The organism is Agarivorans sp. 1_MG-2023 (genome assembly GCF_030548385.1).
In the GTDB taxonomy this organism is placed as follows: Bacteria; Pseudomonadota; Gammaproteobacteria; order Enterobacterales; family Celerinatantimonadaceae; genus Agarivorans.
Genome location: NZ_JAUOSJ010000002.1, coordinates 187115 through 204271 on the forward strand (window position 1 = coordinate 187115; position 17157 = coordinate 204271).

Genomic DNA, 17157 nt, shown 5'->3' on the forward strand with positions numbered 1-17157 from the left:
TAAACGCTACGTTTAAGCGGGCTTTTTTATGTGCGGCGCACACCCAAGCTAATTTGGGGACCGGGGCAATCCATGACCGCTGCAATACAGCGGATCATCTCGTTTTCTAAAATAGTGAGTTGTTTGTCTAAGCAAATACAGGCGACAAGCGCCCTAAGTATTCGTTGTTTGACTTGCGGGTAAGCATTGGCGAGTTGTTTTACTGCTGGCCCAAAATGCTCAACTTGGCACTGTTCTCGTTCAAGTAGGCTAATTGTGTACAAACCAATACTGTTTGCGCCAATGCCAAAGGCGCGTTGTATCTCTAAAGTTTGTTCGTGGCCAAAATAGGCAAAGGCTGATAATACGATGGAAAAGGGCCTAGCAACTTCTGCTGTGGTTTTATAGACGGCTTTGCTGGGCGTTGTTTTCTCAAATTGATGGGCTAAATAGTGTTTCACCAACTGATATAGGCACCATTCATACATATCGACTTGTTGGTCAGCTTTAATTAAAGTTCGTAGGTTACCCATAAAGCGCTGGTATTGCAGGGCCGACATGCACTTTAAGGCGGGGAAGGATAGCTCAAGCAAGGGCAAGCGATAGCTTTTATCCACCGAGTTTATCCATTCCCAAGCTTGTAGGGTTTCGTTGATTCGCGAGTCTTTACTCAAGTTGTCCTTGATGTCATGCAGTTGTTTCTTACGTAGTGCATCGTTGCTATCAAGTAACAAAGCGTAAACCACGCTAATCACTCCACATGGGTCATGAGCAAGGGCAAGTAAGCCTTCATCTAAATGAGCAAGCTCGCCGCTTACGGTAACGGTATGCTCCGATAAGCTGTACTCTGCTTTGGCTGATTTATTGGTGACGTGCTCTATCGCGGCTTCCGCTGCAGCGGCCACAAATACGGTTTTCTTCAATTGTTCTTGAGAGTGTTTTTGCGCGCGTTTCTGACTGGTTTTAGAATAGATAGGTTCGGCGATCTTCTTTATGTCTCGCTTAATTACTTGCCCATCCCAACGAGGTAAAATACGCTTGATACGAGTTTTAATGGCGGGGTGAGTCGCAAAAAAACTGCCTAAGCGACGAGCGTCGCCAATGAACATATGGCTGGCTTCTTGGCTAAGTGGTGTGCGTAAACCCGAGCCCGCGTCGTAACCACCAATAATTTTTAGCGCATCGGCTATGCCGTTAGGGTTGCGGGTAAACTGAACGGCTGACGCATCGGCTAAATATTCGCGTTGGCGGCTAATGGCGGCTTTAATCATGTTGGCAAAAAAGGCGCCGATCCAACCCAAGGCCAATAAACCAAAACCTACCGCAACAACTCTAACATCATTGTTTTTGTTGCGGCTGGAGTGCGATACGCTGTTGTAGCGTTGGCTATGCACCACAAACTCGCCGATGTTAGAGATAAAGATAATACCGCTTAACAGCGCGATAAGTTGCATGTTTAAACGCATGTCGCCATTTAGAATATGACTAAATTCATGAGCCACTACACCTTGCAACTGCTCGCGGTTAAGTTGCTCTAAAGCGCCTTGAGTGATGCCTATCACTGCATCTGCTGGTGTATGCCCTGCGGCAAAGGCGTTAATGCCTATTTCATCTTTGAGTAAATACACCGAGGGCACAGGCATGCCTGAAGCAAGAGCCATTTCTTCGACAACATTCAGTACTTGTCGTTGTTCTGGTGCTTGGCTATTAGGTAGCAAGCGCTCGCCACCTAATGACTCGGCAATACGCCGGCCTCCATCGCGCAATTGATACCATTTAAAGGCAATGGCACAGCCAATAACGCTGGTCATCACCAAGCTCACCATAATGAACAGGTCGGTGGAGAAAAAACTTCCCTCATTAGCCTGATTTAGCCCATTGTTATGGCTATCAAAAAGCCAAAATGTGCTAGCAATAATCACGTTGCTCAAGCCTATAAGTAAGATAACCGCCAGCACAAACAGCAAAACTAACCATTTGCTGTTACGACGAGCGTGGTCTTGTTCGGCAAAAAAATTCATGGTTACACCTAAGCAGTTAGAAAGACACTTTAGGTGCAGTTTGAATCTCGGCGCTGTCGGCAAACTCTAATAGGCTGGCGTCTTTCTTATGGCCAAATTGGGCAGCAAAAAAGACTGGAGGAAAGGATTGGCGATATTCATTGTATTCGGTAACTGAGTCGTTAAAAGACTGGCGAGCAAAAGCAACGCGGTTTTCTGTGGTGGTAAGCTCTTCGCTTACTTGCAGCATATTGTCGCTGGCTTTCAAGTCTGGGTAGCTTTCCATCACAATGTTCATTTTGCTCATTGCGCCCTGCAATACCCCTTCAGCATTGGCAAGCTTATTCAGCGTGTTGCCTGTAGGGTCACTTGCAGCAGCGCGTAATAGCGCACTGGCATCGTTACGTGCACTAATCACCGCTTCCAGAGTCTCTTTTTCGTGAGACATGTAGGCTTTGGCGGTTTCAACTAAGTTGGGAATAAGATCGTAACGGCGCTTAAGTTGTACCTCAATTTGAGCAAAGGCATTTTTGTAACGATTACGCAGGCTCACCAAGCGGTTATAGATGCCAACAACGTAAAAAATACTGGCGGCAATAATGACTAGAATTACAATTAACGATACATCCATGACTTAAGCTTCCTAATTATTAAATACTTAATATCAATATGATACGTATTTACTGATAGATTACTATGCGCTAATAAGCAGTTCATTTACACGCTGTGAAGTAAGCATGGGCTAGGCTTGTTAATGTACTGCCTATTTTGCAATGTTATGGTAACTGTTAGCCTTTTCTTAAGATCAAGCGAGTGATGAAATGCACGATTTAGCCACTATGGCAGTAACGGTATTTATGGGCTTTTTTGCGATGATGAACCCGATTGCCAATACAGCAGTATTTGTTGGTATGACCGGAAATCAAAGCCCTTTACAGCGTAAGCAAACTGCCTTTAAGGCATTGGTGGTTGCCTTTTTTATCACTGCCGCATTTTGTTTGTTAGGTAAAGGTATTTTTGAACTGTTCGGCATTACCTTGCCAGCACTGCGCTTAGCGGGCGGCATATTGGTGTTTTTAGTGGGCTACCACATGCTACAAGGCAACGCCTCAAAAATGCATACGCATACACCGAACGAAAATGATGATAGCGAAGGTAAGGATATTGCTATTTCCCCCTTAGCTTTGCCAATACTCGCAGGGCCGGGCACCATTGCCACCGCGATGAACTATTCAGCATCTGGTGAGATAGTTAATATCATCATTACCATTATTGCCTTCGCCACATTATGCGTGATTACTTTTATCTGCTTTTTGTTGGGGCCAAAGTTAATCCAGAAAGTAGGCGAGAGCGGCATTAACATTACCACCCGACTAATGGGCTTAATTCTTACAGTGATTGGTATGCAAATGCTAATACAGGGTGTACACGATGCGTATTTGTTGTTTCAGGGAGCTGCAGTAAGCTAGTTCGACTTAGGTAACAAAAAGCCAAGCGCTACAGACACTTGGCTACTTAAAATAGAACAATAATGTTAGGCAGTGGCGTGTTCAGGCTTGGTGCTGATAATGGCCAATAGTTTTTGAGCGTGTTCAGCCACTTCAATACCTAAATCGGTAAGGTAGCCGCCGTCAGCTTGAGTGCTTAAACCTCTGTCGAACAAACTTTTTGCAGCGGCAATCAGTTCTGGAGCTGCGTCCTGGTGAACCTTAATCCCGGTTTGTAAACTGCTCATATCAAACTGTAGCAACAAGTTTAGTTCGGCGATGTTATTGGGAATAAATTTCATAGAGCCTTCCTTTATTTTTTTGTTACGTCCACATTAGAAACCCCGCTGCCATTGCGCAAGTTGTCAATTGGAGAAGTGATACCTTACGCAACGTTTTGTTGAGCGCAAATAACTGCTGCTCAGCTCTCTATGACTTAGCGCAATTTTGTTCAATAAAGTTTGCGAGCTAGCGCATATAGTTGGCTTTTAGCTGGGCTAGGGAGAAAGCAGGTGAGTGTGGTGATATCTATGATTGTTTTTGCTTTAATTGGTGCTATTTCTCCAGGTCCTGTGAATATTATTGCGACGGGCGCTGCGGCTAACTTTGGTTTTCGGCGCGCGCTTCCGCATGTAATAGGTGCCAGTGTTAGTTATTGCTTAGTGGTTTTTGTTAGTGGCTTTTCATTAACGGCTGTACTAAAGCTTTTGCCAAGTTTAACTGGCTTGCTGCAGTATGTAGGTGGAGCGTTTTTGTTGTTCATGGCTTACAAGATAGCGATATCGCCCGTCAGCGAAGATACTCACCAAGAAATAATAGCGCCGCCCAGTGCCTTACAGGGCGCGTTAGCGCAGGGTTTAAATCCTAAAGCATGGTTAGTGGCAATGTCTGGTGTGAGCTTATTTGTTTCATCGCAAACTCCTGCGCTTTTTTACTTGTTGGTTTTCTGTACTATTTCTTTGATAGTGTGTTTAATTGGTGTGGGAACTTGGGCTGCCATGGGCTCTGTTATTGCCAGTTATTTACATACTGCCACCAGAAAACGCACCTTTAATATCGTGATGGCTTTGTTATTGGCCGGGTCTGTAGTGTCGTTATTTGTATCTTAGTGTTTACATGTGGCCGTTTTACAAGGAGCGAATGTGGTTAATCAGGTGAAAGCCATGCAAGTAACAGCCGCTAACAGTCAGCAACTACTAAAACGTAGTGCGAGTTTACCTTCTATTGAGTTACGCCAAGCTCGGCATTCGCAGGCCTGTTACCACAGTCATTCGCATGATGAGTTTTCTTTTGGTTTAATTGATACGGGTGATGCGGTTTATAAAAATATGCAACAGCAGCATCGTATTACTGCTGGGCATAACGTAACAATTAACCCTGGTGATGTGCACTCTTGTAACCCTAAACAAGGCGCATGGTCTTATCGCATGTTGTTTGTCGATAGCCATTGGGTGGGAGAGTTACAGCAAGAAATGCTGGTGAAACCTGCCAGTGACTACCAGCCATTTGAGCAACATTATGCAGATGATCCCGCGACTTTTACCTTACTGGCTGAGCTGTTCTCTGCGATCAAACATGATCATGATGGTTTACAGCAAGAAAGCTTGTTAATTCAATTTTTTGAAAGTCAGTTTGGCCAAGGTGCTGATGTTAGACGTGACGCGAGTTGCTCAGCAAAGCCGCAAATTAAACGTGTTCAAGAGTGTATTCAAGATCAGCTGTCTTGCTCCCTGAGTTTAAGTGAGTTGGCTGAAGTTGCAGGTTTAAGCCGTTACCACTTAGTGAGAAGTTTTAAGCGCCGTTTTGGCTTGTCGCCACATGCGTTTCAGCTTAATCAACGAATCAATCGGGCAAAAACCTTATTGCGGGAAGGTAGTAGCATTGCAGACACCGCGTTGGCTTTAGGCTTTGCCGACCAAAGTCATTTTCAACGAAACTTTAAGAAGCGCTTGGCCTTAACCCCAAGGCAGTACCAAGGCTTCTTTGTGTAGCTAAAGCTTAGTTATTGAGTGACGTTAGCACTGGCAATAAGTCACTAGGTTCTTGGCGTTTTGTGTAATCGGCTTCTACAAACGCACTGGCTATGCTGCCGTCTTGACCAACTACAAAGGTGGCAGCAAGCGGTAAATCAAATTGGCCTGCGCCATTATGTTGCTCTACTTCAATACCAAAAGATGAGTAAATTGGGCGTAATTCTTCAGGTAGGGCAAATACAATATCTAAGCTTTTGGCATACTCTGCATTTACATCAGATAATACTTGGAACTGTAACTCGTTTTTCTCGGTAGTGCTTAACGAGGCGTCTGGTAGCTCTGGAGTAATGGCAACTAAGTTAGCACCTAGGGCTTTTATTTGCGGCAAAATTTGCTGGTAAGCACGCAGCTCTAAATTACAGTAAGGACACCAGCCACCGCGGTAAAACGTTACAACAAGCGGACCGTCTTTTAATAATGCGTTTAGTGATACCTTCTCGCCGTTTTGGTTGGCGAGGGTAAAGCTAAGAAGCGCTTGCCCTTGCTGCGGGGTATTTGCTGCTATGTTACTTTCGCTTAAATTTTTAGTGGCCTGTTTCATCACTTGCTGAACGTCTAAGGGCGCTTTTTGGATGAAAGAAGCAATGTAATCGGCGATCTCTGTTTGCAAACTCATGATAATTCCTTTGTTCTTAAGTTGTGATGATTTCTTGAATGAACATTCAAACATCACTTGAATGATCATTCAAGTTAATTTTGAACAAACATTCAAAAAGATGCTTATTGCTAATACACAAGGTATACTTAATACGCACAGCTAAGCGTAAAGGCGAATACATCCAATATGGCAAAGATGCAGTTTCAACGAGAGCAAGTTCTAGAGCAATCCGCTAATTTGTTTTGGCGAGTGGGCTATCACGCCACCTCTATGCAGCAAGTATTTCAGCACACAGGCCTAAAACCGGGCAGTGTTTATTTGGCTTTTGGTAACAAAGAGGCTTTGTTTAAAGAGTCATTAACACATTACTGCCAAGCTTCGCTGCAAGGTATTCAAGCGAGTTTAAGTGCTGCTAGCAATATTGAATTAGGCATCTGTCAGATCTTGGATAGCATGTTAGAGCAGTCACTTAACAGTGATTACTGCAGCTGCTTTTTGGTAAAGAGCCAATTGGAGTTTAGTGACGAGCCCGAGCTGCAAACTTTGGTGAGCGAGCAACTACAACAAATTGAAGCACTGTATAGTGAGTTTCTAATGCAAATTTATGATGAGCCAGAGGCTAAGGCTAAAGCCTGTAGTCTGATGCTGCATATCTTTGGCATTCGCGTTTATAGTTATCACCAAAGTAGCTTAGAGAAAATGCGCCAAGCGCTGCAAGTAGGTTTGCCTTGGTTGCCTTGGAAACTAAGGATTAATTAGCATTATATAAAAGTTCTTTTAACAGAAACTAACGAACTAAACCTAAAGGTAAGTTCGTTAGTTTGATAGTGTATAGATATAGTAATTTACTTTAAGTAACTTCCATTCTTAATACAATTTATAAAGTTTTTAAAAGAGCTAGTGGCTATTGAAAATGCTTTTTTTTGTGCAGTGACAAATTTACCTTCACTTTCGGTTGGAGACTGAATGAATTGATTGATTAGATTTTGGAGCTTTTCTTGATTATCAGTTATTGAGCTTAGATTCATGGAAAATTCACCTAAATCTAGCATCTTCATCATGGCCTCCATTTTATGCTCATAGCTGAGACAAATAACAGGAGTGTGATTATTAATCGCAAAAATTGCTTGATGTAATCTAGTCGATATTGCGAAGTCTGCTGCTTTAATAATTGCTTGATACTCATCGGTATCGACCTGATCATTTACAATTATACATGAATCCTTAGACTCGCTAACCATTAGGCTTTCGAAGTAATGACAGTCGTCAATATCCCCTCTACCGTATGCATGCGGTAACATTACAACTTTCTTTCCACTTTGAACTATTTGTGAAATGATTTTCTTATAGATATTATCCAAAACTTCTTGTGACTTATCATTAAAGTCAGGGTGCCAATTGCTAAACTTAGACGGCACAAAAATAACGAAGTTTTTTTTAATCCCTTGAATTAAATCCGATTTAAGAACGTTATTTGGTGTATTGCTATAAACCACATCTATAGCTGGGTAATAGTGTAAACCAAGCATGTTTGCAAATTCTTGACTTTTTTCTTCTCTTAAACCATTGAATTGCGAGTGGCTAAGGTATTTCACAGCATATTTTATGAACTCTCTGTCTTTGGCTGTTTGGTTAACAAATTTACCTATAGACCTAGAATAGATAGCATACTTAACGTTGTGGGAATGCGCGAATGCTAGGCTCCAAAGAACAGACCATTCTTGATAAAGCCCTATTTCTAGACCGCCTGGAGCAAGAACGACTACATCAGAATTTTTTATAACATCAGCATACTTATTATATTTTGGAAGCAACGCGATTATTTTGAATAAAAAAGGAAATTGTAGACAAATTTTCGAGATTCTCCACAAAGAAAACAAATCGCTATCAATGGAATTAACCTCTGATACATTATTGAATAAAGGATCATGATCTTTTGTAGTAAATAAACAGTTTATAGTAGCGTTTGGATATTCCACTTTGATGAGGTTTACTAGAGATTTAAAAGCAGCGTAATCGCCTTTATTTCTAGTTGGTTGGTTTACAATAGTAAAAATCATTATCCCGTCCTTGGACTTTTATATAATTCAAAGCTAGTAACTGAGTCTTGAAGAGCCTCAATGTAGCTTTTGTATAACACTGGAAGGGTGATTGTAAGGTATTGGTGGCCTTCTGCAACCAGATTTTTTTGAGGGTAAAGTGAACTACCTTTTTCGCTCGAAGAGTTTTTGTATTTGAAGTGAGTTACTGATTTATATACCATTTGATATGTTAAGAATAACTTAACACTAAATTTCAGTTACCAGCCTATTTGGCTGCCGTCCCATGCCCAAAATTGACCGGTGTTTTCCGGCTTTAGTTGGACTAGCTTTTCAAGCAACAAGCTGGCGCTTTGTTGGCTAGATAATAACTTGCCAGCAGGCACATTTCGTTGAAAAGGTTTTGATAACTCGGTATCCGTTGTACCGGGATGCCAAGCGGTAACACATACCTTGGGGTGGCTGCGTTGCCATTCTATTGCAATGTTTTTGAGTACCATATTTAACGCTGCTTTAGCGCTTCGATAGCTGTGCCAGCCACCTAAACGGTTATCACTTATTGAACCGACCTTAGCCGACACACTCACAAACTTAGCGTCATCACTTGTTTTTAATGGCTTGGCTGCGTGTTTGGCTAGCAGCAAGCTAGGTAAAGCATTTAACTGCATGCTTAACATGAAGTTGTCTGCTTGGCATTGTGACAAGCTCTTCTCTGGCTTTAGTTGCTGAGAGTGCAATACGCCTGCGCAGTTAATTAGCCAATCAAGCTGATCTATTTGTTTGAATAAGCCCGCGATTTGCTGTTCGTCGCTTAAATCCAGTTGCTGCCAAGTAAGTTTGGGGTGAGAAAAGTCTTGCCTGTGTTTATGCCACGTAGCGGTAATGTGCCGTACATCTGCTCTTTGGCATAAGAGTTTAACCAAGGCTAAACCTATGCCACCGCTTCCTGCTATTACCACTACTTGCATTTATAACAACTCATAGAATTACACTCATACTATGTATACGCAGCAGTCGCGAGTTTGGTTTATTAAGGCGGTATTAGTTGAGAGGTTAAAGTGAACTAAAGTTGGGGGGGCTGACTATTTGTAATGGGAAAAATAGAATGGCAAGCCTTGCGCTTACCATTCATTTGGGTCAGTTTTAGAACAAGTGGCTGTATTGCATAGAGTAGTAAACAGCGTCTGAACGGGTGTGGCCAATTACTTCACCGGTAATTGCGCTCATTTCACGTACTTCAACATCTTCACCGCGAACAAAGGCGATACCAAAATCAATAGTGGCATTTTTGTTTAAGTGATAACTAGCACCAGCGGTATACCAGTTACGGTCTGAATCGGGAATAGATAGCGAACTTACCTCATCTACTACGCCTTTGTCGTGCATGTAACCCGCGCGAGCTGTCCAGTTTTGGTTAATTGTGTAAGTACCACCTACGCTAAACAACCAAGAGTTCTTCCAATGGTAGCTTTTAACCGTAGCGTCTGGCGCAGAACCGGTAACAGTAATGTGGTCAAAATCACCCCAGCTAGTGTGCTGTGCAGTGTAGTGAACCGCCCACTTAGGGCTTAGCTCGTGGTAACCAGCTACTTGAAAGATATTTGGAAGTGGTATATGAATTTCGTCATAAGTATTGCGGACAGGGAATCCATACTCTACTTTACCGTCAGCTTTAAAGGTAGGGCTGACACGGTAGCTCATGCCTAAACGGTTTCTATCGTTAATTTCGTAAGTTGCACCAACAATACCACCTAGGGCCCAGCCATCGGCTTCAACATCAACCATTGTACTTTGTACATTTGTTCCGCCTTGGATTTCGCCTGCGCGCTTTAACTTACCTTCTCCGTAAATTAAATCGAGGCCAGCACCAATGCTAAACTGTTGGTTGATGCGGTAAGACACACTGGCATTGAAGGTTGAGGTGACAATTTCAGTTTCACCCAATAAATCAACCGGTGTCATTGAAGCTCCACTGTTGTTTAGCGAGCTAATATCTGTGCCGGTACCAAAATTACTAAACGCGCCAACACCAACGGCAAAGGCATCGTTAATCGGATGGATGTAGTAGATGTTTGGAATTACTTTATTGTCGGCGGCATCATTCTCGCTGCCAAGGTTTTCACTACCAAAAGGAGTCGTGTAGCCAACATCTTTAATGGTGACGTCTACGTCGGCGTAAGTTAAACCAAGTGATAAGGCTTTGCGGTCAAACATTGCCATGGCGGCAGGGTTACGTGACAATACCGAAGCATTGTCGGCGATAACGGCGTCACCAGAAAATGCGCGACCTATACCGGTTGCAGATTGGCTGTTTAGTTGGAAGCCTGCTGCAAGGCTGTGGCCGGTAACAAGTGAAATGCTGATGGCAAGTAGACTTATTTTACGTTTATTCATAACTACTGGTCTCTAAGAGGAGTGCATTCAGTCCGCTAGGCGTAACTGTTTTGTTTTATTTTTGTAATATTGGCGCATCTTAGGCAACTGATCAGTCCTCTACAACTCCGACCAGAGCAAATATTCTAATATTGAAATGCTTGATAACAGCATAAATAATTGGACTTAGCCCTTTAAATACAAGGCTTTCAGCAGTTTCGTTTTTTGATAGTGTGTTTTTTGTTCGCTTTTTAGTGCTATTAACAATTCGCTAAACTTTGAGATCATAAGCAAAACGTTTAGTCAGGAGTTAAAAATGATCCGTCACATTTTACTGTTTAAGTTTAAAGCTCACGCGAGCAAAGCTGATATTAAGACAGCACAGCAAGACTTTTTAACGATACCATCAAAAATCGAAGGCGTGGTTGAGGTGGAATGGGGAACAAATAATAGCCCTGAGGGCTTAAATAAAGACTACGAATATAGTGTGGTGATGACTTTTGCTAATGAAGCGGCGCGCCAGCGATATTTGCCTCACCCCGATCACGACTTGCTCAAGCAACACTTTGTGCCTTTATTGGAAGACATTATTGTGTTTGATTACAGCGTTTAAGAGTGTGCTTAACTAGGTCTTACCACTTGTTTTCATTTGCCTATTCACTTGTTGCTGCGTTTTTAATCAACTATGATGACGAAATGCTACAAGCTAGTATATTTTTACTTAAAGTGTCTAGTTAAATCTAAGCTATGGTGATGGTCGATGTTGCGATTTAAGATACTGTTATTAACTGGGCTGTTTACTGCGTTAACGGCTTGTGATTCCGAGCAAGAAAACTCCTCGTCGGTTAGTATGGCTAACCCTGCTTCAGTCTATTGCGTAGAGCAAGGCGGAGACCCTAAAGTAGAACAAACCAAAGAAGGTGAAGTAGGTTACTGTCACTTTTCTGATGGCAGAGTTATTGAGCAGTGGGAGTTTTACCGCGCCAGTTTAGACTAAGCCTCACATTTATTACTCTCTTCCTTAATTCGGCTTTTACTTGGTTTATTATTACCTGTCTATGGTGAGGAATTAAGAAATGCCGCATCGCTATTATTCTCTATTGTGCATATTGATTAGTATTGGTTCACTGGTGAGTTGTGCTCCTCAAGCATCGCCTATTAAAGGTAGCTTTGTGTTTGGTCACGAAGTGAGAGAGTTTATTCCCTGTGGCGGTGAAGCGTTGTGGTGGCAAGCAGAGCCTTTAGTCACCGCTGAGTTACTGGAGTATTACCGCGCCAATATTGCTAAACCTTATCAAGCTATTTATGTGACTGTGCAAGGCGAACGCTTAGCAACTCAGGCTGATGGTTTTGCCAGTGAGTATCCTGCGGTATTTGAGATACATAGGGTGATAGACTGGCAGCTTACGGTTCCAAATAACTGCCAAAGTCCCCAAGACTAAAAACATAATAAGGATAAACATGACGCTAGTTTTTAAATGGCTGTTTGGCTTAATCACCGTTGCTACCAGTGGCATTAGCTTGTTGGCATTTGGCTTAAGCTGGTGGCCGTTGGTATTTGTCTTCCTAGGTTTGTTTGTCATTGCTTCTAACTATTGGCAAAGTATTGATTATATTGCGACTCTGCTGGCGCGACTGGGTGGCGTGTTAGCATTACTGGGCATTGCCTTATTGCTGATTGCAGCCAACGTGGGTAGCTCTTTTCATCTCTCGCCTAGCTACTGGGTAATGATTGGCCTGATGTCACTTATGGCTGTTTTGGGCTGTAGTGGCTTTTTCTGGGCGCAATCACTCGAGCCAAGTACTTCAAAGCAGGAGTAATGATGTTTAAAGCCTTTCATCATGTTGCAATTATTTGCTCAGACTATTCTCGCTCGAAACACTTTTATAGTCAGATACTCGGTTTGCACATTATTGCTGAGCATTATCGCGAGCAGCGTGACTCTTATAAGTTAGATTTAGCGCTATCAAGCGGTGAACAAATAGAATTGTTTTCCTTTGTGGACGCGCCGCCGCGAGCGAGCTTTCCTGAGGCGCAAGGCTTGCGCCATTTAGCTTTTGCGGTAGATAACATTGAGCAAGTTATTGGCTATTTGGAGCAACAAGGGGTAGAGGTTGAACCCGTTAGGGTTGACCCCTACACCAATAAGCAATTTACCTTTTTCAGTGATCCTGATGGCTTACCATTAGAGCTTTATCAGCAGTAATCACTTTTTAGATTAAGGCTGCTTAGTTTCTTCCTGCCATCACTCCGCCGTCTACATCCCAAATTGCGCCGGTTACCCAACTGGCCTTGTCACTGAGCAAAAAGCTGACGCTGTTGGCCACATCATCTACGCTGCCAATGCGTCCAATGGGATGAAAAGCGTCAAAGCTAGCCAAGCTTTCATCTAAGGCTTCTGGAGCGATAAAAGCATGGTAAATCGGCGTTTTTACTACTGCTGGTGCCACTGCGTTTACGCGAATATTAAATTCGGCTAACTCCATGGCAAGATGCTGAGTTAGCGCATGCAAGCCAGCTTTAGCCATCGAGTAGGCTGAGGACGGCGTCGCTTTTACAGCTTGGTGTGCCCACATTGAGCCTATGTTTACTATGCTTCCTCCGCCATTTTTTACCATATTTTTTGCTACTGCCTGGCTAATAAAAAATAATGCCTGATTCAATTGCATGTATTGGTGGTAATCGTCACCACTGTGCTCTAAAAATCCAGTGGGTTTAAAGTAACCCGCGGCGTTTACTAGTTGGTCGATAGCATCAAAACCTTCGATTTTTTCTATCAATGCTGAAACATCGGCTGTTTGGTACAAATCAGCTTGCCAGGTGTGCACCTCACCTAAAGCCGATAACTCCTGTTTGGCTTGGCTGAGTTTATCTGCTGAACGAGCCACAATAATTACCGACTTTTTTTCTGCCAAAAGCTGTTTTGCAGTGGCGAAACCAATGCCGCTTGATCCACCAATAATTAACGCATAAGACTGAGTGCTCGGGTTCATGATTATTCCTTTAGAAGTGTTTGAGTTCCGCTTCATCTTATGGAACATTGGGCTATCGAGAAAAGTAGGCACAAACCAGTACCCTAGGTACTTTTGAGTACATCTTAATGAAAAATAAAGAATTATTATTTTCACGAAAATCAGCACCAGAACGAAGTGCCCGAATGGTAGAGACTATTTACGGCTGTAAATGGTCGTTAACAGTGTATCAATTGTTAGCCAGTGGAATTAATCGCCCAGGGGAAATGGTGCGAAATGTAGAAGGCTTAAGTACTAAAGTGCTAAACGAATGTTTACGTAAAAATCTGGAGTTTGGTATTTTGAAGCGAATTGAATATTCAGAAGTCCCGCCTAGAGTTGAGTACCAAGTTACCGAGTTTGGCAGCAAGTTTTTACGCATTCTTGAGCAATTAGAAGATCTACAACAAGAGATCGCCTTATGATTAGTAGTCTAATCATTTGATCCCTTAAGAGTTTACTTACGTTTTTAGCGAATAGAATTAAGCGAAAAGGTATCTAATGAGCGTCCAAATACTGTGGTTTAGAAATGACTTACGGACTAAAGATAATCACGCCCTAAGCACTGCTGTCGCCAGTGGCAAGCCCGTTATAGCTATCTATCTGCTATGTACCAAACAATGGCAGCAACATCATCTTGCTCCCATTCAAGCTGATTTAATCCTACGCCGCTTAGCTCAACTTCAAGACGATCTCGCTTCACTTAATATTCCCTTATTAGTACATCAGTTAGACAGTTTTAAGCAGGTTCCTCAATCCTTAGTGGAGCTGTGTGAGCAGTATCAAGCAGCTGACGTACATTGCCATTATCAATACGAGCTTAATGAGCTGCGTCGTGATGAGGCGGTTGAGCACATTTTAGACGCTCAACAGATTAGTTTTCATCAACACCATGGCGAATGCGTGATGAAGCCCGGCACTGTACTTACTCGAACGGGTGAGAGCTTTAAGGTTTTCACCCCGTTTCGTAAGGCCTGGCTAAGTGGTTTAACTGAAGCTGAATTCAGCCCTTTAGCCACTCCGCCTGCGGTGGATAAACACCTTCTACCAGCAAGTTTTGTTGAACTACTTAAAAGCAAGCCCTTGCTAAAATGTGATTACCCGCTGGTTGATAGCAGTCACTGGGCTTGCGACGATAAGCAGATTATTCAGCAGTTACGAGATTTTAGCGCCAGTAAAGCTGCCGACTATAAGGCTGCTCGTGACTTTCCCGCACAAGCTGGCACTAGCAAGCTTTCGGCTTATTTGGCCTTAGGCATGCTTTCGCCTAGGCAGTGTTTAGCGCGAATCTATCTGGATCATCCGCGTTGTTTAGAGGCCCAAGAAGGCGGCACATTCACTTGGTTAAGTGAAATTGTGTGGCGAGAGTTTTATCGACACTTAATTGCTGCTAACCCTAGATTGTGCAAAGGGCAAGCGTATATAGCGTGGACTGAGGCCGTTAACTGGCAACACGATGAACAGCTACTAAAAGCCTGGCAAGAGGGCAGAACCGGCTATCCAATAGTAGATGCTGCAATGTTGCAGCTTAAGCAAACAGGCTGGATGCATAACCGTTTACGAATGATTGTGGCAAGCTTTTTAACGAAAGATTTGTTAGTGAGTTGGCGAGAAGGTGAGCGCTGGTTCATGCAACATTTGATTGATGGTGACTTTGCTTCTAATAACGGTGGTTGGCAATGGGCTGCGTCTACCGGTACAGACGCACAGCCTTATTTTCGCATTTTTAACCCTACCACTCAGGCACAACGTTTTGACCCAAATGGCGACTTTGTCCGCTATTGGTTGCCAGAGCTGGCAGAGGTGCCAGGAAAACATGCCCATCAACCGCATACATGGGCGGAGAAAAACGCCACCTCAGTAAACTACCCTATGCCGATTGTTGATCATGCCATTCAGCGAAAGTTGGCTTTGAGCTTGTTTGAACAAGCCAAAAGCCAGGCGCAATCATAAGCGGCACATTGGCTAATAGTGTGAAGCTTGATATTAAAAGCTCACCGCAAAACCCAAGAAGTGCATATCCATATCAAAGTGACCGACTAAGTTTTTGCTAGGTAACATTTGCTGGTCTTGGTTAACTTCTGGCGAGCCTAAATCAGAGTACTCGTAGAAAAAGTCCACCGGCACTTCGTTAATCAAAGTACTTAACCCAACCGAGTAACGAATTTGTCTGTCTACCGGTAAATCGGGGGCTTGATACTGAGCGTCGTCTAGTGGAGAGGTTTCGTAAGAGAAGCCAAACTTTATCCGCCAATCTTGGTTAATTTGGTAATCAGTACCCACAGCCATAGCCCAAGTATCTTGCCAGTTTCTGGTAATGCTTTGGTCTGAAGAGGCAATGATCAGCTCAGTACTTTTAAAGTCGCTCCATTGGTACCAAGATAGGGTGCTGAATAAGCGCCAATCTTGATTTAGCTGGTGACTAACATCTGCGCGAGCAAACGCTACCGCGTCAATGGCCATTGAGTAATCAGCATTTTGATTGAGGTAAGACACATTGTCGTTAAATTGGTGTTCAAGCTTTGAGCGATAACTGATACCAGCAATGGTGTCTTGGTTGAATTGATAAACTAGACCAAGGTTGTATCCAAACGCCCAGTCATCGGTTGGAGTCATGCTTAAGGGCTGGCCTAGTAGTTGGCTGCTCATATCAATAGAGGCGTAGTTGGCTTGAATACCCGCAGCTATAGATAATTTGTCGTTAAGCTTGTAGCTTAGCGAAGGATTTAGTTGCAGCGTCACTAAGCTGGTATCAACCACTTGGGTAGAGCCTTTCCAGCCAGAACCGTAATCTAAGGCTGCTCCACCAATTGTGGTAAAGGCAACGCCAGCGGTCCAGTCTTCGTTTAGCGTCTTGTTATAAAACAAGCCTGCTGCACCTAACCAACCACCTGAATCACGAGAGTTGTCGTCACTATTTTCATGGTCGTAATAGGTATTTGAGAGATTTAAAGCTAAGCCGTTTACCGTGAATATATCTCGGTCCATAAACGACATAATAGCTGGATTCGCCCAAATAGCGGCAGAAGATTCGCGATACACACCATCACCTGCTCCGGCAGTACCTAAGTTGGCGTAAGAAGCTTGCGGAAGGTGATAGCCTCCGGCAAATAGGTAACTAGAAAAACTAGCAAGTAAAACGCCGCATAAAATTGCGCGAATCATAGTTAACATGAAGTGGCCTATAAGATGTTTGATTGTAGTTGTGCCTGTTCAGGCCGCGCGGAGTGTAAAGCAAACAGAATATAATGCTGAAAAATAGATCACTATGAATCAATAAAAGCAGATAAGTTGATTGAAACGGTGGTTTTTGGCAGTTGAAGGGGGGAGAGAGAAGAGTCTATTATTAGCCGTTAGCTGCGGCGTAAGCGGACTACCTTCATTATCTCGAATTCAAAGCCTGCTCGAAGTTGCTGGCTGGGGTAATAACTTAAATTGACTCTAGCTCCGGTTAAATCTTGATAGCGTTGTTTTCGTTTGTAAATAAACGGTACATCGTAGCCGCTTATCATGATGGTATGTAAGACCCAGTCGTCTTGCTCACGCTGTACGTGAGAAGACACCTTCATGTCTTCTGAATGGATTAACTGAGGGCGCTTTTTAAGCAGCGTTTCTGGATCTTTTTTTATCATGAAA

The 17157-nt window shown here is 43.1% G+C and carries 21 protein-coding genes; 11 read left to right on the top strand and 10 right to left on the bottom strand.

Translation table 11 applies throughout. The features are described from left to right. Positions 1-26: 26 nt before the first annotated feature. Both Q4592_RS02910 and Q4592_RS02915 read right to left on the bottom strand, forming a co-directional pair. Positions 27-2000 (bottom strand): M48 family metallopeptidase, encoded by a 1974-nt coding sequence (locus Q4592_RS02910; protein ID WP_303509559.1) that lies wholly within the window; start codon positions 1998-2000, stop codon positions 27-29. 16 nt (positions 2001-2016) lie between these two features. Further along, the gene (locus Q4592_RS02915) at positions 2017-2610 is read right to left on the bottom strand and encodes a LemA family protein (RefSeq protein ID WP_303509562.1); all 594 of its coding nucleotides are present in this window, start codon (positions 2608-2610) and stop codon (positions 2017-2019) included. A gap of 190 nt (positions 2611-2800) precedes the next feature. Here Q4592_RS02915 and Q4592_RS02920 point away from each other — a divergent pair, with 190 nt between their 5' ends. Next, positions 2801-3448 carry a MarC family protein gene (locus Q4592_RS02920; RefSeq protein WP_303509565.1) on the top strand — a complete coding sequence of 216 codons (648 nt, stop codon included), beginning with the start codon at positions 2801-2803 and terminating at the stop codon, positions 3446-3448. Positions 3449-3513: 65 nt separating this feature from the next. Here Q4592_RS02920 and Q4592_RS02925 read toward each other — a convergent pair whose 3' ends face one another. Beyond that, positions 3514-3768: a TIGR02647 family protein gene (locus tag Q4592_RS02925; protein ID WP_303509568.1), complete on the bottom strand. Its 255-nt coding sequence runs from the start codon at positions 3766-3768 to the stop codon at positions 3514-3516. Positions 3769-3996: 228 nt separating this feature from the next. On the opposite strand from Q4592_RS02925, the gene Q4592_RS02930 reads away from it, so the two are divergent. Both Q4592_RS02930 and Q4592_RS02935 read left to right on the top strand, forming a co-directional pair. Then, positions 3997-4575 carry a LysE family translocator gene (locus Q4592_RS02930; RefSeq protein ID WP_303509571.1) on the top strand — a complete coding sequence of 193 codons (579 nt, stop codon included), beginning with the start codon at positions 3997-3999 and terminating at the stop codon, positions 4573-4575. Positions 4576-4608: 33 nt separating this feature from the next. Continuing rightward, positions 4609-5457, top strand: coding sequence for an AraC family transcriptional regulator (locus Q4592_RS02935; protein WP_303509574.1), 849 nt, complete (start codon positions 4609-4611; stop codon positions 5455-5457). 7 nt (positions 5458-5464) lie between these two features. On the opposite strand, the gene Q4592_RS02940 is transcribed toward Q4592_RS02935, so the two are convergent. Further along, positions 5465-6115, bottom strand: coding sequence for a peroxiredoxin-like family protein (locus Q4592_RS02940; protein WP_303509576.1), 651 nt, complete (start codon positions 6113-6115; stop codon positions 5465-5467). Positions 6116-6292: 177 nt separating this feature from the next. Between Q4592_RS02940 and Q4592_RS02945 the strand changes: the two genes are divergently transcribed. Next, on the top strand, positions 6293-6856 hold the full coding sequence (locus Q4592_RS02945; protein WP_303509579.1) for a TetR/AcrR family transcriptional regulator: 564 nt from the start codon (positions 6293-6295) through the stop codon (positions 6854-6856). Positions 6857-6942: 86 nt separating this feature from the next. Here the strand turns inward: Q4592_RS02945 and Q4592_RS02950 are convergent, their stop codons facing one another. The 3 genes from Q4592_RS02950 to Q4592_RS02960 all read right to left on the bottom strand — a co-directional run bounded on the left by Q4592_RS02950 (position 6943) and on the right by Q4592_RS02960 (position 10530). Continuing rightward, positions 6943-8157, bottom strand: a complete 1215-nt coding sequence (locus Q4592_RS02950; RefSeq protein ID WP_303509582.1) for a polysaccharide pyruvyl transferase family protein — start codon at positions 8155-8157, stop codon at positions 6943-6945. A 239-nt stretch (positions 8158-8396) separates the two neighbouring features. Beyond that, on the bottom strand, positions 8397-9104 hold the full coding sequence (locus tag Q4592_RS02955; protein WP_303509584.1) for an SDR family NAD(P)-dependent oxidoreductase: 708 nt from the start codon (positions 9102-9104) through the stop codon (positions 8397-8399). A 175-nt stretch (positions 9105-9279) separates the two neighbouring features. After that, positions 9280-10530, bottom strand: coding sequence for an OmpP1/FadL family transporter (locus Q4592_RS02960; RefSeq protein ID WP_303509587.1), 1251 nt, complete (start codon positions 10528-10530; stop codon positions 9280-9282). Between the two features lie 295 nt (positions 10531-10825). On the opposite strand from Q4592_RS02960, the gene Q4592_RS02965 reads away from it, so the two are divergent. The 5 genes from Q4592_RS02965 to Q4592_RS02985 all read left to right on the top strand — a co-directional run bounded on the left by Q4592_RS02965 (position 10826) and on the right by Q4592_RS02985 (position 12716). Next, positions 10826-11122, top strand: coding sequence for a Dabb family protein (locus tag Q4592_RS02965; RefSeq protein ID WP_303509590.1), 297 nt, complete (start codon positions 10826-10828; stop codon positions 11120-11122). 147 nt (positions 11123-11269) lie between these two features. Then, positions 11270-11506 (top strand): DUF333 domain-containing protein, encoded by a 237-nt coding sequence (locus tag Q4592_RS02970; RefSeq protein ID WP_303509592.1) that lies wholly within the window; start codon positions 11270-11272, stop codon positions 11504-11506. 79 nt (positions 11507-11585) lie between these two features. Next, positions 11586-11951 (top strand): hypothetical protein, encoded by a 366-nt coding sequence (locus Q4592_RS02975; protein WP_303509595.1) that lies wholly within the window; start codon positions 11586-11588, stop codon positions 11949-11951. Between the two features lie 19 nt (positions 11952-11970). After that, positions 11971-12330, top strand: coding sequence for a hypothetical protein (locus tag Q4592_RS02980; RefSeq protein ID WP_303509597.1), 360 nt, complete (start codon positions 11971-11973; stop codon positions 12328-12330). Positions 12331-12332: 2 nt separating this feature from the next. Next, complete coding sequence (locus Q4592_RS02985) at positions 12333-12716, top strand: VOC family protein (protein ID WP_303510234.1); 384 nt, start codon at positions 12333-12335, stop codon at positions 12714-12716. A gap of 22 nt (positions 12717-12738) precedes the next feature. On the opposite strand, the gene Q4592_RS02990 is transcribed toward Q4592_RS02985, so the two are convergent. Next, on the bottom strand, positions 12739-13503 hold the full coding sequence (locus tag Q4592_RS02990; RefSeq protein WP_303509601.1) for an SDR family NAD(P)-dependent oxidoreductase: 765 nt from the start codon (positions 13501-13503) through the stop codon (positions 12739-12741). Positions 13504-13610: 107 nt separating this feature from the next. On the opposite strand from Q4592_RS02990, the gene Q4592_RS02995 reads away from it, so the two are divergent. After that, on the top strand, positions 13611-13946 hold the full coding sequence (locus Q4592_RS02995) for a helix-turn-helix domain-containing protein (protein WP_137672140.1): 336 nt from the start codon (positions 13611-13613) through the stop codon (positions 13944-13946). Between the two features lie 76 nt (positions 13947-14022). Next, on the top strand, positions 14023-15474 hold the full coding sequence (phrB, locus tag Q4592_RS03000) for a deoxyribodipyrimidine photo-lyase (RefSeq protein ID WP_303509604.1): 1452 nt from the start codon (positions 14023-14025) through the stop codon (positions 15472-15474). A 33-nt stretch (positions 15475-15507) separates the two neighbouring features. On the opposite strand, the gene Q4592_RS03005 is transcribed toward phrB, so the two are convergent. Beyond that, on the bottom strand, positions 15508-16695 hold the full coding sequence (locus Q4592_RS03005) for an OmpP1/FadL family transporter (RefSeq protein ID WP_303509607.1): 1188 nt from the start codon (positions 16693-16695) through the stop codon (positions 15508-15510). A gap of 179 nt (positions 16696-16874) precedes the next feature. Then, a complete protein-coding gene (locus tag Q4592_RS03010) occupies positions 16875-17153 on the bottom strand; it encodes a hypothetical protein (protein ID WP_201798692.1) in 279 nt (92 codons plus the stop codon). Between the last annotated feature and the right edge of the window lie 4 nt (positions 17154-17157).